The following is a 23401-nucleotide window of genomic DNA, read 5'->3' as shown; positions in this document are numbered from 1 at the left end:
GGCTCGCGATAGGTGCGTTGGTTGGGAGTCAGCGCCTTCCAGTTGGTTGGTCCTTGCTAGCTGCAGCATTGGCAGCATTTGAAGTGAACTCACTTTCGTTGCGATCTACGTATTCGCGGTATGCTTTGGTCTGCTGCACGTGTCTGTTTTTACCCTGCATGTCGTTTGCGGCGAACTTTTCTAATTCCTCCACATGCCCCGTACCATCGACCTTATCAGACGACATGGCGTCGTAGTCGGTCACGTCACGATCTGCTGCCATAGCCGGCGTATTGGAAGTGCCGTAGCTTTCCACCGTGCTCCACGCATCGGCATCGTCAAACCGCCCAGCGTGCGTTTGTCGGCCTTCGCCGGCGCCGCTGGGAGGTTGGGTCATGACCTGCTCCTCGACTGGTCTGGCACCTGGATCGGAGCGCTGCTCGGCGTGATCTACGCACACGGTCGTGTATGGAATGGCCTCTAATCTCTCGTAAGGAATATCATCACCGCAGACCTCACATATGCCATAGTCCCCGTTATCGAGTTTTCGTAACGCGCGATTCACTGCATCCAGTTGTTGATCTATGGTGTCATTCACCGCAATATCCCGGTCGCGTTCAAACATTTCCGTGCCTATGTCAGCAGGGTGATTGTCTGCCGTGGATAATTCGCTGATGGAAGATTTCAATGATTCTTCCATTCCTGCGGCGGTCTCGTCATTTATTTCAAAGTGTTTCTCCAATTGCTGTTTCTCGTCTGTCAACATGTTCCGCAGCTTTTGCTGCTGTTCGCTGGTCAGCTTGCTCATCGGTATGTCCTCCTCCGACAGTATAGTCGCAACGCCGCTTGTATCACGAGCGAAGGTCGCGTGTTCTTTTTTACCCCGTTTGTTTAGCGGATGACGCAGACGTGGGGATGGTGTAACGCGATGGCTTATGCCCTGATGCTAATGGATGCTTAAATGCGTGGTTGGTGAGTTTGTTGTACGCAAGGACGTGAACAGTACCGGCGGAGCGAGAGCAGCTGGCATCTGTAGTTAGGGCGGTTGAAGGCAGCCCAGCTTGGGCGGAGTATCAGCGCGCCACTGCCGTGGAGATGGTCAGGAGACGGCAGTATGGACGTCAATTCGGTGGGTAAGCAGCAGGTGAGTATGCACATGCAGCGGACTCGATCGGGATTAGGCAGTCATGCACGTAAAGCGAGATGGTCAGGATCAGGCAAAGCGTGCACATGAAGCGGGATAGTCAGGCTCAGGCAGTCGTGCACATGAAGCGAGATGGTCAGGAATAGGGAGCCGTGTACGTGGAGCAAAGTCGGTGGAGTATTCACATGCAGCGGATATGGGCAGGAATCGGCAGCGTACATATGACGCGGACGGGTATGGGCATGCGCAGGCTTCGTGCACGTACAGTGAAGTTGTTCGGGCGTGGGCACGATCAACATGCAACTTAGTTGGGGAGAACTGCAGGACGAGGAGGAGAGTACTTTCGTGCGGAGCGTGCGGGCAGGTCACAATTGCAGCCGAACGTTGGGTTGCCGCGGGGATGGCGCGGCAAGGCGAGTGTGGACAGCGTGGAGAGGGTATAAAACAAGGCGTATGCGGCGGTGTATGACTTAAAAACTCCCCCTAGCCAAGCTCAGGGGGAGTGAGGGTACGACATGCAAACGGATAAAAGAGATGAATACGTTGAGCACGCTGTAATGCGTGCACATAAAACTTATGCACTCTGAGCCGTGATTTTACAGACGGCTGGACACGGCCGTGCGATGCATGGCTTTTTTTAATGGCGTTGTGCTATCACTGCAAAGGCACGTTTCGCTGCTGCAACAGTAGTCGCGATGTCTTCCTCGGTATGGGCGGCTGTGACAAACCACGCTTCATACTTAGAAGGCGCAAGACAGATGCCCTGCTCTAGCATCAGGCGGAAAAACAGGGCGAACTGTTCGCCGTCTGTGTCCTGCGCTTCGGCATAATTTGTCACGGGGTGATCGCAGAAATGTGTTGACAACGCCCCACGTATGCGGTTGATTGTCAGTGCGATCCCATGCTCGCGCGCTGCTGCAGCCAAGCCTTCCGCCAGGTTGGCCGTCAGTGCATCGAGCCGGTTGTAGAGGCCTGGCTCCTGCAGTGCCTGCAAGCATGCGATGCCTGCGGAAATGGAGGCAGGGTTACCAGCCATGGTTCCGGCTTGATAAGCGGGGCCGAGCGGAGCTACCTGCTCCATGATATGTTTGCGGCCTCCGTAACCCCCGATCGGCAGTCCGCCGCCGATAATTTTCCCAATGGCCGTCAGGTCCGGCTGGATAGCCGACAGGCTTGGCGCCTGTATACCATCGAAGGTTTGCGCCGCGCCATAGTGGAAGCGGAACGCGGTGATCACTTCGTCATAAATGACTAGCGAACCGTTGCTCCGTGCGGCGGCACACAGCCCCTCAAGGAAGCCCGGCTTGGGCATGACCATGCCGAAGTTGCCGACAATCGGCTCAACCATCACCGCGGCAACGTCATCACCCCAGCGCTCCAATGCGGCCTGCAATGCTTCCAAGTCGTTGTAGGGGACCGTGATCACTTCATTGGCGATGCTCATTGGGATTCCCGCGCTGTCCGGAATGCCCAATGTCGAAGGTCCAGAACCGGCTGCTACGAGCACAAGATCCGAATGGCCGTGATAGCAGCCGGCGAACTTTATTATCTTATTGCGATTGGTGTAAGCGCGAGCCACACGTATCGTCGTCATCACCGCCTCGGTGCCGGAGTTGACGAAGCGTACCTTATCCAGCGACGGAGTAGCTTCTTTGATCATTTTGGCGAATTGTATTTCCAGCTCTGTGGGCGTACCGTACAGCGTACCGTTCTCCGCCGCACGGCAAATCGCCTCGGTCACATGAGGATGTGCGTGTCCAAGAATAATCGGCCCGTATGCGGCCAGGTAATCGATGTACCGGTTACCATCCTCGTCCCAAAAGTGTGCGCCCTGTCCACGCTTCATGAACACCGGCGAGCCGCCGCCGACCGCCTTGAATGAGCGAGAAGGGCTGTTCACGCCGCCAACGATGTGCTGAAGCGCTTCTGCGTATAACGCTTCCGAACGAGGTTTAGCCATATGTGCAATATCTGGTTTTGTCATGTTGTAAAAGCTCCTTTATGTGTAGACTTCTTATTTCAAGAGAAGACCTTTGACTACAATCACCGCTTGACCTCGGATGAGCACTCTGTCGCCGGTCAACTGCAGATGTAAGGTACCGCCTCGCGAGGAGACCTGCGCGGCACGGAATGAACTTTTACCAAGGCGATCCTTCCAGTATGGTGCGAGCCCGCAGTGCGCCGATCCGGTCACCAGGTCTTCATCAAGGCCGACTGGGGAAAAGAAACAGCGTGCAACGAAGTCGAAATCCTCAGTATCCGAGCGGCTGGTCACTACGAGCCCACGTGCAGGCAGCTGCTTGATCTGCAGAAAATCAGGCCGGAGATCTCGGACGGCAGTCTCTGATGGTAATTCGGCGATGTAGTCCAGCCGGTTTTTATATATCGTGACCGGTTGAAGCCCGTGCAAGGCGGCTATTAGCTGCGCCGGCGCGTCACAAGGCGAAGGTGTTTCCACGGGAAAATTAAGCTCAATGCTGCTGTCCATCCGCTTCGCCGTTAAAATTCCACTGAGAGTATGAAAATGAAGCTGTGCATATTGATGTGCCACACCGGTTTGCCACAGAACATGTGCACTGGCTAGCGTGGCGTGGCCGCATAGATCAACTTCTTCCACAGGAGTAAACCAGCGCAGCCTGTATTGGCCGCCCCCGATCTCGGTTAAGAAAGCTGTTTCTGACAAGTTCATTTCGGCAGCTACCTGCTGGAGCCAACGGTCGTCGTCCGGGAAATCGTTCAAGATGCAAACTGCTGCGGGATTACCGCTGAACCGCGGTGTCGGTGAATGCATCAACCGTGTAAATAGGTATCATTCCAAACCACTCCTTTATCTCTCCCTCTGCTGTGAGCTTAACCATACCATCACAGGCATGGCAATTCACGCTCTAGCGGGCACCTGCCTTGTCCGCTTGAATCCATTATAGGCCTGTATCACCGCTACGAACAACCTATTTGATAGATGCCAGAGTCACATGAAGTTATCCGAGTGGACTGAGACACTTGAGGGATGGGCGGCGGCGGAAACGTAACCGAGTGGACTGAGGCAATTGAGGGACTAAGCGGCGCCGGAAACACAGCCGAGTGGACTGAGGCACTTTGAGGGATAGGTGGTCGCGGCTACATAGCCGACTAGACCGTAGTAGCGGAGGGCCGGATGTGGGGGAGGAGTGCAAGTGTACTGTGCGTCGGGAGGAGCGGCGCTTTGCTGACGGCATATGAAAGCAGCCACTGTGAGCATGGGCCGCTATGATGTCCATTTTTGGACATACATAGCGGCCCATGGCTGCTGTCTGTTCTACTGTTGTTGGGCTCGGCCGCGGTTCAGCTGCCTTCCCTTGTGGCACCAGGGGAGCGGGTGCTGCCGCTGTCGTTCAGGGACGGCAGTGCAGCAGCGCCGTTGACTCGGTCAGTGGTGCTAGATGAACGGTCACTGCTGTTGCTTGTCGTAGTTGCGCTGCTTCTGATCGTGGAGCCCGAAGCGCCAGTGCTAGTCGTGTCATTAGACGAGCCGGCGGAGGTGCCACCGCTTCTGCTCGTCGGACCGGAAGTACTAGACTTGACCGTGCTGTTCGCGCCTGTCGACGTGCCTGGCGAGGTTCCGCTGCTGTCGGCAGAGCTGGTGCTGCGGTTGTTGGTCGTGCTCTTCGTGTCAGGTGCCGGGACCTGGCTGGTGCCGCTGATTCTGTCCGCTGAGCCGGTGGTCGGACTGCCGTTCGTACTCTTGGTGCCAGTCGAAGTGGGTGCTGTCGCGCCGCTACTGCGATCTATGGAACCGGCGGGCCGGCTGCCGCCCACACTAGTTGAATCTGCTGGCGGTTTAGTGGTGGTACCGCTGCTTTTGCCAGTGGAATCTGTCGTCCGGTTCGAGTCCGTGCTCTTCGTCTCCCCTGTACTTGTCTTGTTCGATGAGCTAGTGCTGCCGGAGGCGTTCGCAGTCGGCTTTGCAGCCGTGCCGCCGGAACCGCCTGTCCTCGCGGGGCTGGTTTGCGCACTAGGGGCCGCATTGTAGCTGGTCCCACTGCTTTTCGAGCCGCTAGTATTAGAGGTACTCGTCGAGCCGTTTTTAGCGCCGGAGCTTGAGGAGACGCCCGACCCGGTATTGCTTTTAACGAATGGTTGTTCATCATCCTGTAATTCACCGTCGAGGGCCTGATCTCCGCCGAATAGCTCACGGATGTATGCCTGAAGCTTTTTACGATCAACGGTGAGCACCGCTGCTCCACCAACACGTTTTTCAATGAGCAGTTCGGCAGGGGGGATCTGTTCGCTCACCATTCCCTCAGTTTTCGCCTCATAGCCCAAAGAGCCTAGCTTCAACATATCGGTTGTCGACAAATTGGTCTCGATGTAGGGGTCGATGCTGCTCAATATACGCGGCAGCTTAATAATGGACGAGGTGCTCTGCATCTTCTGAGCCAGCGCCCCCAAAAACTTCCTCTGCCGTTCGGTGCGCGAAAAATCGCTCAATGCATCGTGCCGGAATCGGACGTATTGCAAGGCCATTTTTCCATCGAGGTGCTGCATGCCTTTTTTCAAATTAATGTCATATTCGTGTCCATCCGCTGCATCCGAATACTTCATGTCTTTTTCCACTTCAATGTCAATCCCGCCAACTGCGTCTACCAACGCGATAAAGCCCTTAAAATCGGTATAAACATAGTATTGCACAGGAATGCCCAGTAGATCGCTGACGGTTTTCATCGCTAGATTCGGTCCGCCTGTAGCTAGTGCGGTGTTAATACGATCTTCGCCGCTGCCCGGTATTTTAACATAGGTGTCACGCAGTATGGAGAATAAGTATGCTTTTTTTGTCACTGGATCGATAGATGCCAAAATCAATGAATCGGAACGGGGGACTTCGTTAGGCTTCAGCCCGCGAGAATCTCCGCCTAGCAACAAAATGTTAACCCGCTGTTTACCTTCCCATTTCGGTGGGACAAAGTTGTCGCCGCTGGTGCCGCTCTTGGAGGTGAGGGTGCCGAATAGTTTGCTGCCCTCCGGTTTACTTTGGATACTATTCGAAAATTGTACAAAAGCATATGTATAATAGCCGATTCCCAAAACGAGCAGTACAGCTAGCGACAGCAGCGTCCACTTGATTTTTTTTGCCATTCAAGAGGCCCCTTTCATCTGGTGTCGGTACCTTTTCCTTTGTAGTAGCTTCGTGTATCATTGCAGTTATAGGGTTTGGAAATACCAAGGGATCATGCACGGGGGAGTCTGGAAACGTCTGGCACTTTGCGTGAGAAGATGTGTGTCCAGGCACGGATGCAGCTTGAGCTGAATGCTAGAATCCATTGATTAACCTATTATAATTGGTTTGTTTTGAATATATCAAGTTTCGGCAATTTTGGACAAATCTCATCACACGAACGGTGGCGTTTTTCGACGGGCAACTACGCTCACAGGTCATGCAGCATGATCGCCAGGCTCACGGTATATGCGGTGTTGAGGCCATGTGCTGCTATGATCACGGTGCCCTCGGCATATGGCGCACCTATCCGTGCGATCGGATCATCACCAGGCACGCGGCATGCCGTGTTAAGGCAATGCGTGGCGTGATCGCCATGCGCAATTGCGTGGCTTCGTCGCGCCATTGCATAGTCACGCCTACTTGTTCGAGACCACAACGAATGCAGGAGGAGTTTATGAACGCCATTGAAGTGAATAATCTGCGTAAGGAGTTCAGGGTACAAAAGAGCCGGCAGGGACTCACAGGAGCCTTACGCGATTTGTTTAGACGCGATTACAATCATGTGACAGCGGTGAAGGACATCAGTTTTCAAATTCCGAAAGGGGAAATCTGCGGCTACATCGGCGAGAACGGCGCCGGCAAGTCGACCACCATCAAAATGCTCACCGGTATTTTGGTACCAACATCAGGCGATATCCGGGTCAACGGCTACGTCCCTTTCAAAGAACGCGAAGCGTTCGTTAAAGGAATCGGCGTTGTGTTCGGGCAGCGAAGCCAGCTATGGTGGGACATCGGTGTCATTGAATCGTTTGAGCTTCTGAAAAAGGTGTACCGCGTGTCGGAAGCGGATTTCAAGCAGCGGCTGGATGAGCTGGTGCAGAGGCTGCAGCTGGAAGAGCTGTTGAACCGCCCAGTGCGCAAGCTGAGTTTAGGTCAACGAATGCGCTGTGAGCTGGCAGCGTCGCTGCTCCATAATCCGCAAATTTTGTTTCTCGATGAGCCGACGATTGGTCTTGACATCGTGGTGAAGACTGAAATTCGGGAATTCCTTAAATCGATGAATCAGCGCTATGAGACCACCATCTTGCTGACGACGCATGATCTGCAGGACATTGAAGCTTTGTGCTCCCGAGTTATTATGCTCGACGACGGTCGTGTGATCTATGATGGCGGATTGGAAGAGCTGAAAGCCAAATGGGGCAAAGGAAAGGAAGTTATTCTTCAGTTTTCCAGCCCGGTCACAATTGAACGGCTGCAGCGGCTGACAGCGGGACTCGAAGTGGGCTGGTCCCTCGATAACGATTTGACAGCGAAAGTGTGGATCCCGCACAAGCAGGTTAATGTCTCCGAAGTACTGAGCCGCATTGTTGGCGTGATGGACATCGAAGATATCAAAATCGTCGAAACGAACACCGATGATATTGTACGCGAGATCTACAAGTCCGGTTCCGCCGACACGAAATCCGAATATAGATTCAATCACACGATCAAGACAGAGGACGTGGCTGTTCGTGCATAGCGCTTATATTGAGATGATCCACATGCGTTTTCTGATGATGCTAGCCTATCGTGTAAATTATTACAGCGGCATTATTGTTTATGCGCTCAACATAGGAGCGTATTATTTTTTGTGGAAGGCGATATACGGCGGCAGTGAGACACTGGGCGGCATGACCGTTGCGCAAATGACCACCTATGTGGCAGTGTCCTGGATGGCACGAGCGTTTTATTTTAATAATCTGGACCGAGAAATCGCTGCTGAGATCAAAGATGGCAGTGTCGCGATTCAGTTCATCCGTCCTTATAACTACGTTATCACCAAAATGATGCAGGGACTGGGCGAAGGCTTGTTCCGGTTCTTCCTATTTTCGATACCGGGCATGATATTCATATCTTTCCTCATTCCGGTTCAACTTCCAACAGATCCTGCTATATGGAGCATTTTCCTATTTATGCTTCTGATGAGCTTTTTGATCAACACACAGATTAACATCATCACCGGCTTATTCGCCTTTTTTCTCGAAAACAACGAAGGCATGATGCGTATGAAAAGGGTGCTGGTCGATCTGTTCTCCGGGCTGGTTGTGCCGATGTCGTTTTTTCCGGTGTGGGCGCAGGGCGTGCTGCAGCTGCTTCCTTTTCCAGCCATTACATACCTCCCGGGCTCCGTTTTCACTGGCAAAGTGACCGGCGCCGCTGTGTATCACGCGCTAGGGGTGCAGTTGTTATGGTTTGTGCTGCTTATCATACCGCTGTATTTGCTCTGGCGCGGCGCGCGCACCCGTATGTTTGTGCAAGGAGGATGATGAATTTATGTTTTACGCTGGCTTGCTTCTGGATTATTTAAAAAATTATATGAAAACGCGTTTGACTTATCGTGCGGACTTTTGGATCGAGGTCTTGTCCGACCTGATGTTTAACGGGCTGAACTTGTTCTTCATCCTGATCGTATTTCAGCATACCGCCTTGATCGGCGAATGGAATGAGCATGAAATCCTGTTCATCTACGGTTATTTTATGGTCCCGTACGGTATTTTTAGTACCTTTTTTAATTTGTGGGGTTTCACGGAACGCTATATTGTGAAAGGCGAGTTAGACCGCATTCTGACGCGGCCGGCCTACAATCTGATCCAGTTGATGCTGGAAAACATGGATCCGTCCTCGTCGTTCAGCGCTCTGACCGGATTTATTATTATGGTCTACTCCTGGACACATCTTGGATTCAGTCTCACTTGGTATGACCCGTTTGTACTCGTACTGCTGGTGGCGGGCTCGATGATGATCTACGGCGGTATTTACATTTTATTCACTTCACTATCGTTGTTCTCGGACTCACCGACGGGCATTCTTCCTTTCTTGTGGAATTTGCAAAACTATGGCAGGTATCCGATGACGATTTACAACAAGCTTCTCGGCTTCATGCTGACGTGGGTGCTTCCATTCGGTTTTGTCGGTTTTTATCCGGCGGCGTTTTTCCTTGACCGGGAAAATTGGGGCGACTTTGCACTTCTCACGCCGTTGGTCGGATTAGGTTTCCTCACGTTTGCAATCATCATATGGAATTTTGGCATTAAACGTTACCGGGGAGCGGGCTCTTAAATGCGTTCCTTACTCTTGGAAAATCGAATTTAAAAGGGAGTTGTTTTTCGATGGCACAGGCAGAGCAAGGCCAACCGGCACCGGACTTTACGCTTTTGGCAGCGGATGGGGAGAAGGTGAGTTTACAGCAGTTCCGCGGCAAGAAGGTCGTGCTTTATTTCTACCCGAAGGATATGACCCCAAGCTGCACACAGGAGGCGTGCGATTTCCGCGATTACAACTCGCAAATTCGCGAATTGAACGCGGAGGTGGTCGGCATCAGCCCGGATGACCTAAAGTCCCACGGCAAGTTTAGCGCGAAACATGAGCTTCCTTTTGTGCTGTTGTCCGATCCCGATCACGAGGTGTGCGAGCTCTATGGCGTGTGGCAGTTGAAAAAGATGTATGGTAAAGAGTATATGGGCGTGGTGCGTTCCACCTTCATCATAGATGAGAATGGTATGATTGCTCGGGCATGGCGGAAGGTTAGAGTCAAAAACCATGTCAATGAAGTGCTGGAGGCATTGAAAGAGCTGTAGCAGGGCCGCCTGTACAACGAAGTGAAGTTGTAAACTCAGTGCAAACACTGGTCGGGAGCCGCTTGGGACTTAGTCCTGGCGGTTTTTTCGCGTTCGCTAGGGATAGTCTCTGGCGTCACCACGGAAAACGACCAATGTCAGATGCTGCAAGTGATCGCTCGGGTGGCACTTAACTTGCTTTAGCGGTGACAGTTACATTGCGCGCTGGATAGTCAGTGACGTGTAGCCTGGTGTATTTGGTCGAAATTTACAATAACTACACACGAAGTTGCATTTCTATTAACAAATTGAATGTAAACTTTGATGGACTACCAAATAGAGACAAATAAGGAGTGGGCACCATTGAAGTCAGTTTTAAAGCGGAAGTGGATTCCGTTATCCATGGTTGCTGCGGCGATGATGATCACCGCATGCTCGCAGAAGACGGGGCAGTCCAACGACGGCAGAGCATGGCTGGCCGGGGATCACCATGTGCACAGCGAGTGGAGTGTGGGCTGGGACAATGCGACAAATCCGCCTACACCAATTAAAGCAGGAGATGCGAAATATGCAATTTCCCGAAATGCCGAGATGGCCAAAAAATACGGGTTGGAGTGGATGGTCTCGACGGATCATGGCGGTCCGCTGCATTCCAAGGTCAATCTGGAACAGGCGTACCCTGCTGTGCAGGAGGCGCGAAAAGCGGTGCCGGACCTTGTTTTGTTTTATGGTATGGAATTCGACACACCTGCAGCCGATCATACGTCTCTGATTATCCCAAAAACCGATGATGAGGCACAAAAACTGCACGGGATCGAGAGCCAATTCGCTAAACGTGAGCCATGGCCGGAAGACAAGAGCTGGAACACAGAAGAAAAGATGATCAATGCACTGAAATACATAAAGGATTTGAACGAGCCGCCAGTTATGTTCAACAATCACCCCGCCCGTTCCGCGAAAGATAAGGGCGTATGGGGGGACGATACACCGGAGGAGTTTCGCAACTGGAACGACACCGCGCCGAATGTAGCGGTCGGCTTCGAGGGGGCCCCGGGGCACCAAGCAGGAGCGCTGGACACAACCGGTGCTCTGGATCCTGAAGGAGAGCGCGGTGGGTATGGCAACTTCCCGACGATGGGCGGATACGATCAAATGACCGCTGTAGTAGGAGGATTGTGGGATTCCATGCTTGGCGAGGGACGGCACTGGTGGACTACATCGACGTCTGATCAGCACGTGCACTATACAGATGGCGGTACGGATTTCTACCCGGGCGAGTATTCCAAGACGTACGTAAAGGCCAACAAGGACCATAAGGACATTCTCGAGGGTTTGCGCCACGGGCGTATTTTTAACGTGCTTGGCGATCTGATCAGTGAGTTGGATGTCACGGTGGAAGAGGCTGCGCCTGCCTGGAAGCTATGGGCAGACAACAAGTCCGCAGCTGTTGGTGAAACGTTGACATTATCCCAAAAAGGCGCCGACGTGAACGTGACGATCCGTTTGCGCGATCCGAACGCCAACAATGCGCACGGCGACAATCCGAATGTCAATCGCGTGGATTTAATTATGGGCGAGGTCACGGGATCTGTGAAGGATCGTTCGACAGCAACCAATCCGACGTCAAAAGTGGTGCAGCGTTTTGATCAAACTCACTGGAAAAAGGATGGCGAATATATCACCATTTCTTACACGCTGAAGGATGTTGAAAAGAACAGCTATATCCGTCTGCGTGGAACCAACACCAATGAAATGGAGCCCGCAGTTGATCCGAAGGGCGAAGACCCATGGAAGGACCTGTGGTTTTATTCCAATCCGATCTTCATCAAAGTAGAGTAATTTTTTTCGCCTTGTGTGGAGCGTGGGGGACGTGTATCCTCCACGTCTCTCGCACATCAGCGGAATTAGCAGAGGATGGTTGCACAAATGAACTTCAAGTGGTTGAAAACGCTGGCTATTCTCATTCTGCTGTGCTTCTCCGCGCCGACGATGACAAAAGCGCATAATGGTACAAGTGAAGCATACTCGGAATTGACTGTAGAGAGCAACGAGGTCGTCTATAAGCTGAGGATCGATTTGGAAGAGCTGCTCCAGGTGACACGGCCGAGTGCGAATTCAAGCGCCGACATCTTATTGCCACAAGAGCAACTGGACCGACTGGTGAACGAGTCGAAATCTGTCATGGAGCAGTATATCTTGTCGCACATGATTATATACGCAGATGGAGAACCCCTCGAAGGAGAGGCAGCTGATCTCCGCTTGACAGAAGTGAATGACAGAGCATTTGCCGCTGCTGAGCTGCGCTACACCGTTCACTCCACGCCGCAGCATATCGCGTTAGACTACAACTTATTTTTTGATGACGTAGATCCAGCCCATGCGAACTATTTTCAAATGACAATGGATGGAAAAACGCAAGAGTCAGTCCTAACTTATGAGTTTCGGCAAATCGAACTGGGCGAGATGAGTGTTGTGCGGGCCAGCAAGCAGTTTTTACTGCTCGGCATGGAACATCTTTTTACCGGTTATGACCATATATTATTCGTCGTCGCCTTGCTGCTCGCAGCTTCGTCCGTCAGAAAAATTTTGGTGACCGTCACCGCGTTTACCGCTGCACATTCCCTCACCCTATTGCTAGCCAGTCTGCAGATTTTCTCTCTGCCGGCCAGTTTAGTGGAACCGGTGATTGCGCTCAGCATCATCTATGTTGCCTTAAACAATATGCTTCGGGGGCCGTCCAATCACAATGCATGGCAGGCGTTCGGCTTTGGTCTCATTCATGGATTCGGTTTTGCCGGAGTCTTGTCCGAAATGAAATTACACACCGGGGCATTCGCCGCTTCTCTGTTATCTTTCAATATTGGCATAGAGATAGGGCAGTTGATTATCGTCTTGCTGCTGTTCCCACTGATTCAATTTGCCAGAGCCTCACGACCGGCTATAAGATGGTCTATTCCCGCATTATCCGTTGTAATTTCGCTGTTTGGTACTTTTTGGCTAGTCGAGAGAACATTGTTATAACCAGAGCTATGAGAGGAAGGTCCCGATGATTCAGATCAGCGGTTTGGAGAAGTATTACACGATGAGTCATGAAAAGCTGCTTGTGCTTGCACTTGAGCATCTGCAGGTGGCAAAGGGGGAGCAGGCTGCTGTAACAGGCCCAAGCGGATGCGGCAAAAGCACGCTTCTGCATATGGTGGGCGGAGTGGTTGTGCCTGAGCAAGGATCCATCGTGGTTGACGGCGCGGACATTACTTGCAAAAACGAGAAGGAGCGGGATGCGTATAGAGCTCGCCAAGTAGGCTATATATTTCAGGATTTCTACTTGATCCCTAGCATGACTGCGGAAGAAAACGTGAGATTGGTACTGCCGGCCATGCGCAAACAAGAGCAGACGGCGCTGCTGGACGAATGGTTTGAGAAGGTAGGTTTGTCTGAGCGCAGAAACCATCGCCCCGGCCAGATGTCACGAGGACAACAGCAGCGGGTCGCTATTATTCGAGCTTTGATCAACAAGCCGAGTGTGGTTTTAGCGGATGAACCTACCGGCAGCCTTGATTATGAGACGGCGGGAATGATGATGGATCTTCTGCTCGGCCTCTGTAAGGCGAACGGTCAGACGCTGCTGTGCGTCACACACGATTTGCCGTTGGCGGAACGCTTCCCCCGTGTGATCCGGATGCAGGAGTGCAACAAAGCAGTGCAAGATCGGCGGGTGATCGCGTGAGCATTTGGCGCATGTCCTGGAACAACATCGGCTACCGCAAAACACTGTCCATGCTCACAATCTTATCCGTTGCTATCGCTACGGCTCTCATCGTATTTATCAGCCTGTCACAAGCAGGTATGCAAAAAGGGGCCGCCAAAGGTTACGCCCCATTCGATGTAGTGATAGGCGCGGAGGGCAGTTCCGTGCAGATGGCATTGAATACGTTCTACCATGTGGGTGCGCCGACCGGAAACATAGAATACGGCATTTTCGAGCAGCTACAAAGCACTAACCTGGCGGATGCGGCATACGCCGTCACCAAAGGGGATAACTTAAAGGGCTTCCAGATCGTAGGCATTAGCGCCGCATATTTTAACACCCGGTATCCCGGTGTTGTGCCGGCAGAAGGCGCTTACTATCAACACGACGGGGAAGTCGTTATCGGCGCGCATGTGGCTGAACAGCTTGGCCTGAGGGTTGGGGATGAGTTCCAAGGCGGGCACGGTCTGGTGGAAGCCGCAGAAGAGGATCATCATAACTTCACGTACAAAATAGTGGGGATCATGCCATATCTGGGCACGCCGGACGATAAGGCTGTCTTCACCACACTGAACCACGCTTGGATTGTGCATCCGCATGACGCAGGCGGCGAGGCTGAGCACGTTGACCGCGACGCGCACGGTCACGCGGCCAGTGCAGAGACACAGCATCATGAGGCGAGCGCACAAGCTGGGGATCACACGGCAGAGAGCGTGGAGCAGCACGCTGCTGTGGATGGCGAGGGAGAGCATCATGAGGCGAGCGCGCAAGCTGGGGATCACACGGGAGACAGCGCGGATCAGCATGCTGCAGAGCATGGCGAGGGAGAGCATCATGAGGCCAGCGCGCCAGCTGAGGATCACGTGGGAGACAGCGTGGATCAGGATGCTGCTGAGCATCGCGAGGGAGAGCGTCATGAGGCCAGCGCGCCAGCTGAGGCTCATGCGGCAGAGAGCGTGGAGCAGCATGCTGCTGTGGATGGCGAGGGACAGCATCATGAGGCCAGCACGCCAGCTGGGGATCATGCGGGAGAGAGCGTGGAGCATCATGCTGCTGAGCATGGTGAGACAGAGCAGCATGCGGCCGACGCGCAAGCCGCGAGTCAAGCAGGTGATAACCCGGTACCACATGCGGACGGTGCGGGTGCACATGCACATGAGGAGACTGAGCATGCGAAGGGGGATATTACAGCTATTGTTGTGAAGCCGAAGGGTTTGCTGGAAATGCAAATGTTGAAGCAGAAGTTTGGAGAGCTCCCCGGCGTTCAGGCGGCTTACAGCAGCAAGGCGGTTGCGGACGTGCTCAACATCGTTGATGTCGGTGCAAACATCGTGGCCATCATCGCCGGCGCCAGTGCACTTATTGCGGCAATTTCAATTCTGTTATCTTTGTGCGCCGCAGCAGCGGAACGGCAAAAGGACATAGGATTGCTCAGATTATTAGGCAAACCTCAATCCACCATTATGGGTGGCGTGGTGCTGGAAGGTGCCATTTTAACAGGTCTAGGATGCATGCTGGGCTTGCTGCTCGGACATGTAGGAGCTTGGATGCTGAGCGGTATTATTTTTCAATACGCAGGCGTCGAAATTCAACCTTGGACCCCGGTTGTTGCGGAACTGTATATTATCGCTGCGGCATTAGTCATCGGGGTGCTGTCATCCATTTGGCCGGCGGTCAGATCATATCGCGTGCATCCGTTGGAGCTGTTTCGCTAAGGGGGGAAAGATGATTAGAACAATAGCACTTCTGCTTGCTGTCTGCGTCTGCATAACCGGATGTGCGACATCCAATGGAAATGGCATTGCCGGGGCCGAAGCTCCACCTCCCGAGCCATCCATAGAGCAAGCTGCCGCCGATCAAGCGGGTGGGAAGAAACCGCCCCAACCTGCACAAACGGTATCCGATGTGAAAGACGCGAATACGCCCGCGAACTTTTTGACATGGAAAGAATTTTTCGATGATGACAAGCAGTCGCAGCCTTCGGCAAAGTTTAAACAATTCAACGGGCAGAACGTGGTCATTGATGGGTATATGGGAGAGATTTTGTCTATGGATAAAGGATGGTTTTTACTGATCCCGAGGCCGGGCGCAGAGTGTCCATTTGATAACGGGGACCAGAGCTACTGGAATTCCATCATGATCGTGTTCGTCAAGGACAAAGAGCAGCTGAGGCACACTAACGGAGCTCTTCGAGTTACTGGTAGATTGGACGTCGGCGTCAAACAGGATGAATCAGGCTATAAGACAATGTTTCGTCTGTATGATGCGGAATTCGAGAAAAAGTAAATCGCAATAACGGAGGACCCGATACGGCATGTATCGGTTTTTTTGCTGTTCTTCGTAAAAAAATAATTATGGCATACGTTGGAGCGCCCTCCCATATAGTCTAGTATTCGAATTTTTACTAGATTAACGCGGAGGGATCCATGATGTGTGAGTTACGTAATTTTATTCCTTTTCAACGGCTCGGCGTATCGGCCGGATTTGTAGTGATCCTTCTGCTGCTGTCACAGCTTCTCGCGGCAGGTCGAACGCTGGCTGCCGTTAATACGGCAGTCCAACTCAATGAACAAGAGGTTTATTCGCAATTGAACAGCGGCAAGCGGGTTTTGCAGGACAAGAATTATGTAAAACCTGAACAGCCGACGGTTTATTTAACGTTTGACGACGGTCCTAGCGAACATACGGGGGCGGTACTGGACATCTTGAGAGCGGAGAAGGTCGCCGGCACCTTTTTTATGCTGGGTGAGCAGGTGAATTCGCGCCCCGAGCTGGTGCGCCGGGCATTGGCAGAAGGTCATGCCATCGGTAACCACACTTATAATCATCGCTATAAAGAGCTGTACAGCAGTGCCGAGCCGTTTTGGCAGCAGGTGCAGCAAACGGAGCAAGCCCTGCACGACGCGGCGGGTATCAGGACGAGCTTGTTACGCGCGCCGGGGGGAACCTACCGTCATTTTGACGCGTTCTATTTCTATTATATGGATCAAGCCGGGTATGAGGTGCATGATTGGAGCATCGATAGCGGCGATTCGAAAAGAGTGGGTGTGCCGGCGAATGAAATTTTGCAAACCGTGAAGAAAGGGCCGCTCGGCCATCAGGTGATAGTACTGATGCATGATGGAACCGGCCATGCGGAAACGGTTAAAGCGCTGCCTGGCATTATCAGCTGGTTTAAAACGAAAGGCTATGCTTTTGCTGCGCTAAGCCCGCAGGTCAAGCCGATACACTTTTCTTTGAGCACACCAAAGTGGCCGCAATCCGTCAACATTGCAGAACACCAGCGAATGCTGAAGCAGACGGGGGAGTATCGGCTGGCGCTGCAGGGCGGGCGCGACCGTGTGGCAATGGAGGACAGGAGCGGGCAAGAGGAAGTGAAGTCTGTCGTGCGCACAACGATGAATCGGGATCCGCTGTATGGGCATACCTCATTGGAGCCAGGGACTAGCCAGCTCAATGCGATGGTGAGTGTGGGTACCGGGATGTATCAGTCGCCTCTGTACGCGCACAGCCGGTTGGAGTCCGAGCTTGGGGCGTCGGGAGTGGCTGCAAGCGTGGGGACCCCAATGAACTGGGCGTCCGTGGACGGGAGGCGCACCAGGGAGGAGCCCAAGAGCGGGCGGCTGGCAATGCCACTGAGTGTGGGTGCGGAGACGAAGCCAGTGCACGAGCGTGCAGCGATGGAGCCCGGCAGCGAGAGGTTTGAAATGGGGGCGAGTGCTTGGCAGCAGCAGGCGGCGTCGCTACCGCGGCACATTGCCGCGGGAAGCGGGGACACCCACAGCATCCATTTGGGGAAATACCGTGGCACAGAGGACGACCATTTGGTACCGCTGCGTGCATTGCTGGAGGGGTCGGGCGGTCGAGTAGAGTGGCATTCAGCTGATCGTACGGCCGCGGCACTGCTTGGATTTACATCTGTCGAGTATGATTTCTCCCACTATGAAATGCGCCTCCACCAACGAGGCAAAAAGACGACTTATCATCTTCCGCATATGCAGCTGATAGATGGAACTGTCTATGTGCCGCTGCGATCGACAGCGACAATGCTCGGTTTACATATACATATCGCACTATGAGCCATTTCTAGCAGAACGCACGACCTATCAGTGGGCAGATGCACCGCATAGTCTAAATGAGATGGAAGCGGGGAATACTAGAATCGTAGAAGCTGTATCTATGAGGAGGTGTTCGGTGATGCATGTGCATTCATCTCAATTTGAACCGCCGCAGGAAGTATTGGAGCGGGTAGTCTATCAATTGGAAAAAGTGATTATCGGCAAACGGGATACGATAGAAAAACTATTGGTGGCTTTGTTGTGCGGTGGCCATGTGCTGCTGGAAGACGTGCCGGGCGTTGGGAAAACGATGCTGGTGCGTGCTCTGGCACGAACGATGAACTGCAGTTTTAAAAGAATTCAATGCACGCCCGATCTGCTGCCGGCAGACTTGACCGGGAGCAGTGTTTTCAATCAACAGACGTCAAAATTTGAATTTCGGCCGGGCCCGCTAATGGCAAATCTGGTGTTGGCAGATGAGTTAAACCGCACCACGCCGCGCACGCAGGCTGCTCTGCTCGAAGCCATGGAGGAAAACAGGATCACCGTGGACGGGGAAGCGTATACGCTGCCGGAACCGTTTTTTATTTTAGCCACTCAGAATCCTTTCGATTTTGAGGGGACCTTTTTGCTTCCGGAAGCGCAGCTCGATCGCTTTTGTATCAAGCTGAGGCTTGGCTACCCGGAGCCGTCGGAAGAAATGGAACTGCTCAACAGAGTTGAGCAGCGGCATCCTGTCACGCAACTGCGGCCGCTCCTGCTGCCGGAGGAATTCGCCGCTCTGCAAAACGAAGCGCGGCGTGTGCATCTGGATGATACGATTAAAGGTTATATCGTCGAGCTGGCGGCGGCTACCCGAAAGCACAAGGATCTGCTGCTCGGGGCGAGCCCTCGCGCGTCAATCGCCTTGATGCGGGTGTCACAGGCTAGGGCTTTTCTATCAGGGCGAACTTACGTCATTCCCGACGATGTCAAACAGATGGCGGGGCCGGTGCTGGCACACAGATTACTCCTTACGCCCGAGGCGATGATGGGCGGCCGGGACAAGGAAGCCGTCGTAGACGACATTCTTGCTGCGACCGCAATCCCATCCAAGCGCTACGCTCCGGCAAGGTAGGGGGCGGTATTTTTGCGTAATTCATTCACTTTGCTGGTTTTGTTAGGATGCGCCTCGGCAGCAGTCTATTGGGCTGTTCAATTAGGAGGCCGTGCCGCCTGGCTTTGTGTGTATGGAGCAACCATTGTACTGGCGTATTTATGCCTCATACATGTTGGCGTGCTTCGGGGAGTGATCGTGCGCCGCCGTCTGAATCACAAGCGCTGCGCGGCTGGAGAGGCAACGCGCATAGAACTGCAGATGCAATTTCGCAGACCGATTATATCATCCAGCTACCTTGCGATCGAGGAGGCGTGGAGGCATATTGGCACAGGTGAATGGATTCTGCTGCGGGAGATTTGTCGGCCTGTGTCATCACGGAGTGTTAGTGTGGCGCTGACTTTGCCGGGACTGCCGCGGGGGTTATATCGGCTAGAAACGGTGCAGGTCACCATAAGCGACGGGTTCGGACTGCTGCGTCGAAGCAGGCGAATGGCAGCAGGAGAGCACGAGCTGCTGGTGCTTCCGAGGCCGCTGCCTGTGCCGGTGTCGGCAGACGGCGCGGGAGACGATGCCACGCGCTTCAGCCGCCAGCCGCTGCAGCGGCAAGCCGCGTCCCCGTTCGTATACGGGACGCGGCCCTATGCGCCGGGGGATCCGCTGAACCGGATCCACTGGCGCAGCACCGCGCGCACGGGTGCGCTGCGCGCGAAAGAGTCAGAGCAGCCCGGCTCCGACCGGCTGCTCATCTGCATTGACGCGGCCGGGGGCCGTTCGAACGCTGAGGCGTTCGAGTCGGCCATTGAGGCCGCGGCGGGGTTGGCCAAGCGCGGGCTGGAGCTTGGCCTGAGCGTGCGCCTTGCCGCCGGTGACCGGCAAGGGCGTGCTTTGGAGGCGCGCGGGCACGAGCGCCTCCCAGCGCTGCTGCAGCTGCTGGCGCTGCTGCCGTGCGATGGCGATCGCCCCCTGGCGGCATGGGTGCAGCGGGAGACGCTGCAATTGGGCCCGGGGGCAGGGGTCGCCGTCGTCACGGCTCGGCCGGATGCGCAGCTGCTCCGCCTGCTGTGCCGGCTGCGCGGGCGCGCCGTGCACTTGGTTTGCATCCACGGCGCGGGCGATCAGCCTGGCACCGTGCAGCATTGGCGGCAGCAGGCTGAGGCCGCTGGCTGCCGTTTTACGGCGGTGCCAGCGGGCAGAGCATACGCTGCCGAAGGGGGTGAGCGCGATGCCCGGTCGCAAGCCTAGGCCGGAGGCTAACCGGTCGCCAGCGCATTCCCGCAGAGCGCAACTGCCGCAAGGTACAGCACCGCCGATGGAGTCCCTGAGCGTGCCAGAGCCTGAGAACACTGTGGCGGGGAATCAGTCCCGGAGTGCGGCAGAACCTGAGAGCACTGTACCGGGCAAGCAGTCACGACGCGTGCCACAGCCTACAGGCATCGTACCGCCGATGGAGTCCCTGAGCGTGCCACAGTCTGAGAATGTACCGGGCAAGCAGTCACGACACGTGCCACAGCCTGCAGGCATCGTACCGCCGATGCAGTCCCTGAGCGCGCCACAGCCTCAAGGTACCTCGTCGTCCTCACATTGGTACCGCGGAGCTGCCGACATCGCAGAGCAGTCGTGGGGGATACGACTCTGGTCTGCGATGTTGCTTTTTTGGCTGTTACGCGAATGGCTCTTGCCCCTGCAACAGCTGTCCGATGTGACGCAAGTGCATACAATCATGCCTTTTCTGATTACGTTCGGGCTATTTCTGCTCATTGATGTGCTGCGTGTGCCCGGAGGATTAGGCTGGCTGCTGAAGTTGGCAATTATCGCAACCGTCACCGGTGCACTTCATAGCGGCAGCTGGCTGCCCTCCGGCGAATGGTGGGGCGGATGGCTGAATGAACTATCCATAGATGTCATGGATATCATAGACGCGGACTTCGCCGCTTTGGAACCCAGCACCAGGACGGCTATGTTTTTGTCCGGCTGGTCATTCTTCATATGGGTGCTGCACTCGTTCGCCTCAGAGCGGCAGTCCATAGGCTGGTTCGTGTTGATGACGTTGGGTTATCTTGTACTGCTTCAGCTCATGTTTAACATAGACATGTCGTTTGCGCTGATAAGTACTGCGGCGGTCGGACTAGTGCTGCAGGGCCTACTGTACGCTGATCGTTCGCTGCACTGGAAAAGGTGTGGGACAGCGCCGGGTATTACACCGCTACACCGTGGCAGCTTGGACAACAAGCACAGCTCCGGCTCCGGACACAGCTCTGACGATTCCACCATACTTGGCTCGCACGGAGGTACTACCCACGATCGCCTATCTAGAGCGTCTTCGAGCGTAGGAGTCAGCTTGGTGTTGGCGGGATTATGCTTGGGCACAGCTTGGTTTGGCGCTCAGATGCATGCCGCAAAGGGGAAAGCTGTTCACTGGTCCGGCTTTCTGGCCGACTGGGAGGACCGCTTGCCACTATCGGATTGGCCTAAACTGTTCAACGCCGGCAGCGGCCCGACAGCGTCAGCGTCGGTCACGGGGTACGGTCAGGACGACACTCATCTGGGCTATCCGCAGACATCGGATGATACGATTGCGTTCACAGCTCAAACAACACATGTGACTTATTGGCGCGGCGAATCAAAAAGCATCTACACAGGTACGGGCTGGTCCCAATCGGACGCCACGCCCATCCAGAACACAGCGGGCTTCGAATTTGCCGAACAGGTAGAACAACCGAGCGACCCAAGTACAGCGACAACAAAAACTCGGGTAATCCAGGAAATTCAAGTCCGCAGTCCGAAGCTCGCTCATCAGCTGTTCGTAGGAGGAGATTTATTACATGTCGATAGCTTAGTTTCCACCGAGGCAAAGGTGATTTCACCTGAATGGATCTGGCGGAGTCCGCAGTCCGATCGCTATTTCCTTCCGGCGCAGTCCGATCCGCTCGCTTCATACAAGGTACAAGTGATGGCCTGGCATGGGGATGCAGCAGCGCATTTATCCCAATTATCTATGGGCGATTATAAGCTGCCGTCGGACATTGCGGATGCTTACCTGCAGCTGCCTGATCGCCTCCCGCTGCGTGTGAAGCAGTTGGCTGAAAACCTAACAAGCAACTACGAATTGCCCTACGAGAAAGCGAAAGCAGTAGAAAGTTACTTGCGTCAAAACTTCACATACAGCTTAACCGAAACGAGGCCTACCGCGGACGGTGAAGACTTTGCGGACCGCTTTCTCTTCGAACAAAAGAGCGGGTACTGTGACCACTTCTCCACCGCCATGGTTGTGCTGCTCCGATCTGCCGGACTGCCTGCGCGCTGGGTGAAAGGATTCTCGCCTGGCACGGTTGTTGGGAAGCAAGCGCTGCACGCCGAAACCGCTGAAGCTCAGGACGCGTTAACCTATTCGCCACCATCAGCACCAGATACACCTGTGGCACTCTCGGAAGCATTATCATCAGACGCATCGGTAGCAGCCACGGAAGCATCAACACCAGACGCATCGGCAGCAGCCACTGGAGCATCATCAGCAGATGTACCTGTGGCACTCGCGGAAGCGTCAGCATCAGTGGCACCGTCAGCAGCCACGGAAGCATCGGTGGAAACGAAGCCGTCCGCCTCTTGGCAAACGGCAGCGTATACGCAGCCATCAGCATCAGTGGATGTCGACGCGGGTGCCTCAGCCGCCATCAGCTCAAAAGTAGCCGCGGCAACAGGCGGAGCCGCCGCAAGTAGTTCCGAGGATGGCGTAGTCAGCGGCAGCGCTGATGCTCCCGCACACCTGTACAGTGTGCAAGTGCGTAACAAGGACGCACACTCGTGGGTGGAGGTGTATTTTCCTTCGGTTGGCTGGGTGCCGTTTGATCCTACAGCAGGTGTGAGCGGAGCGGGGTTAGCGGGGGATGGACCAATGCTGATCAATGGCTTGCCGGTGGGAGCACCATCCCTCGGAAGCCCAGACGGACACACCTCCGCTGTTTTTCACGAGGAAGGCTTTATGAAATATTTGCCGGCCGTCGATCAGCTTAGGACCACACTGCGGCGGCTGACCGACCGTTTGTTTACCCTTGCAGCAGATGCCGCAGTTATGATCCGCAGAACTGTGATGTGGATGAAGCAATGGACAGTCCCATCCCTATGTATCGCGGCGGCTGCTATTCTGCTCTTTGTCCACTTGTGCAAAAAAGTTTTGCGCCGTCATCCGAAGCCGGATAAACACTCGGCACAAGCTGCGCGGTTACAACTGCCGGCCATCTTAACCGGTATGCGGGAACGGTCAGCCGTGCTGTTGTCCGAGCGTTTGTGGCGCAAGGTGCAGCGCCGGTTCGGTCCAGCTCACCCAGCCCAAACCCTGCGGGAGTATGCTGTATCCCGTCCATCCTCCAGCGACCGGCAGCGCCACGCGCTAGTCCAATTCGTCAGGTTGATCGAGACGGTGCGCTATGAGCAGGGCGGCAAGCGCGTCACAAAACGTCAATTACAAGACTGCTGGCGCGAGCTTCGGCAGTCAACAATACTATCGCGTGATGCGTGACATCGGATTCAAAGTCGCGGCAGGCGATCCCTCTATATCCGCACGAAGATCCCAGACCTCTCCGGCC

General features: G+C 54.4%; 17 protein-coding genes and 1 pseudogene. 13 read left to right on the top strand and 5 right to left on the bottom strand.

The annotated features are described in order from the left end of the window. Positions 1 to 28: 28 nt before the first annotated feature. The 5 genes and pseudogenes from CBW46_RS11930 to CBW46_RS11910 form a co-directional block, all read right to left on the bottom strand. On the bottom strand, positions 29 to 787 hold the full coding sequence (locus CBW46_RS11930; RefSeq protein WP_089200221.1) for a TraR/DksA C4-type zinc finger protein: 759 nt from the start codon (positions 785 to 787) through the stop codon (positions 29 to 31). A 973-nt stretch (positions 788 to 1760) separates the two neighbouring features. Continuing rightward, on the bottom strand, positions 1761 to 3083 hold the full coding sequence (locus CBW46_RS11925) for a glutamate-1-semialdehyde 2,1-aminomutase (protein ID WP_089200252.1): 1323 nt from the start codon (positions 3081 to 3083) through the stop codon (positions 1761 to 1763). Between the two features lie 54 nt (positions 3084 to 3137). Further along, a complete protein-coding gene (locus CBW46_RS11920) occupies positions 3138 to 3863 on the bottom strand; it encodes a PhzF family phenazine biosynthesis protein (RefSeq protein WP_341538181.1) in 726 nt (241 codons plus the stop codon). A 1453-nt stretch (positions 3864 to 5316) separates the two neighbouring features. Beyond that, positions 5317 to 6235 (bottom strand): annotated as a pseudogene (locus CBW46_RS21790) (LCP family protein); the annotation flags it as partial. A 290-nt stretch (positions 6236 to 6525) separates the two neighbouring features. Then, complete coding sequence (locus CBW46_RS11910) at positions 6526 to 6720, bottom strand: hypothetical protein (protein ID WP_089200219.1); 195 nt, start codon at positions 6718 to 6720, stop codon at positions 6526 to 6528. Between the two features lie 51 nt (positions 6721 to 6771). Between CBW46_RS11910 and CBW46_RS11905 the strand changes: the two genes are divergently transcribed. From CBW46_RS11905 to CBW46_RS21785, 13 genes are all read left to right on the top strand, one after another. After that, positions 6772 to 7836 (top strand): ABC transporter ATP-binding protein, encoded by a 1065-nt coding sequence (locus tag CBW46_RS11905; RefSeq protein WP_089200218.1) that lies wholly within the window; start codon positions 6772 to 6774, stop codon positions 7834 to 7836. Continuing rightward, a complete protein-coding gene (locus CBW46_RS11900) occupies positions 7829 to 8623 on the top strand; it encodes an ABC transporter permease (RefSeq protein ID WP_089200217.1) in 795 nt (264 codons plus the stop codon). Before CBW46_RS11905 ends, CBW46_RS11900 begins: the two co-directional genes overlap by 8 nt. A 7-nt stretch (positions 8624 to 8630) precedes the next feature. Then, complete coding sequence (locus CBW46_RS11895) at positions 8631 to 9416, top strand: ABC transporter permease (RefSeq protein ID WP_089200216.1); 786 nt, start codon at positions 8631 to 8633, stop codon at positions 9414 to 9416. 50 nt (positions 9417 to 9466) lie between these two features. Beyond that, on the top strand, positions 9467 to 9934 hold the full coding sequence (gene bcp, locus CBW46_RS11890) for a thioredoxin-dependent thiol peroxidase (RefSeq protein ID WP_089200215.1): 468 nt from the start codon (positions 9467 to 9469) through the stop codon (positions 9932 to 9934). 342 nt (positions 9935 to 10276) lie between these two features. After that, entirely contained in the window at positions 10277 to 11752 is a 1476-nt protein-coding gene (locus CBW46_RS11885; protein ID WP_243633280.1) for a CehA/McbA family metallohydrolase domain-containing protein, read from the top strand. An 87-nt stretch (positions 11753 to 11839) separates the two neighbouring features. Beyond that, a complete protein-coding gene (locus CBW46_RS11880) occupies positions 11840 to 12934 on the top strand; it encodes a HupE/UreJ family protein (RefSeq protein ID WP_165842276.1) in 1095 nt (364 codons plus the stop codon). A gap of 25 nt (positions 12935 to 12959) precedes the next feature. Next, positions 12960 to 13640, top strand: coding sequence for an ABC transporter ATP-binding protein (locus tag CBW46_RS11875; RefSeq protein ID WP_089200213.1), 681 nt, complete (start codon positions 12960 to 12962; stop codon positions 13638 to 13640). A gap of 11 nt (positions 13641 to 13651) precedes the next feature. Beyond that, positions 13652 to 15376 carry an ABC transporter permease gene (locus tag CBW46_RS11870; RefSeq protein WP_133253971.1) on the top strand — a complete coding sequence of 575 codons (1725 nt, stop codon included), beginning with the start codon at positions 13652 to 13654 and terminating at the stop codon, positions 15374 to 15376. A 10-nt stretch (positions 15377 to 15386) separates the two neighbouring features. After that, positions 15387 to 15947: a hypothetical protein gene (locus CBW46_RS11865; protein ID WP_089200211.1), complete on the top strand. Its 561-nt coding sequence runs from the start codon at positions 15387 to 15389 to the stop codon at positions 15945 to 15947. Between the two features lie 140 nt (positions 15948 to 16087). Next, positions 16088 to 17740 (top strand): polysaccharide deacetylase family protein, encoded by a 1653-nt coding sequence (locus tag CBW46_RS11860; protein ID WP_089200210.1) that lies wholly within the window; start codon positions 16088 to 16090, stop codon positions 17738 to 17740. Between the two features lie 118 nt (positions 17741 to 17858). Next, positions 17859 to 18836: an AAA family ATPase gene (locus CBW46_RS11855; protein ID WP_089200209.1), complete on the top strand. Its 978-nt coding sequence runs from the start codon at positions 17859 to 17861 to the stop codon at positions 18834 to 18836. Positions 18837 to 18848: 12 nt separating this feature from the next. After that, positions 18849 to 20060 (top strand): DUF58 domain-containing protein, encoded by a 1212-nt coding sequence (locus tag CBW46_RS11850; protein WP_111361069.1) that lies wholly within the window; start codon positions 18849 to 18851, stop codon positions 20058 to 20060. Next, positions 20041 to 23334, top strand: a complete 3294-nt coding sequence (locus CBW46_RS21785; protein ID WP_243633279.1) for a transglutaminase domain-containing protein — start codon at positions 20041 to 20043, stop codon at positions 23332 to 23334. Before CBW46_RS11850 ends, CBW46_RS21785 begins: the two co-directional genes overlap by 20 nt. Positions 23335 to 23401: the final 67 nt, after the last annotated feature.

This window comes from Paenibacillus xerothermodurans (assembly GCF_002220865.2).
GTDB lineage: Bacteria > Bacillota > Bacilli > Paenibacillales > NBRC-103111 > Paenibacillus_S > Paenibacillus_S xerothermodurans.
Note: the sequence above shows the minus strand (reverse complement) of the source record. Positions and strands in the feature narration are given on the sequence as shown.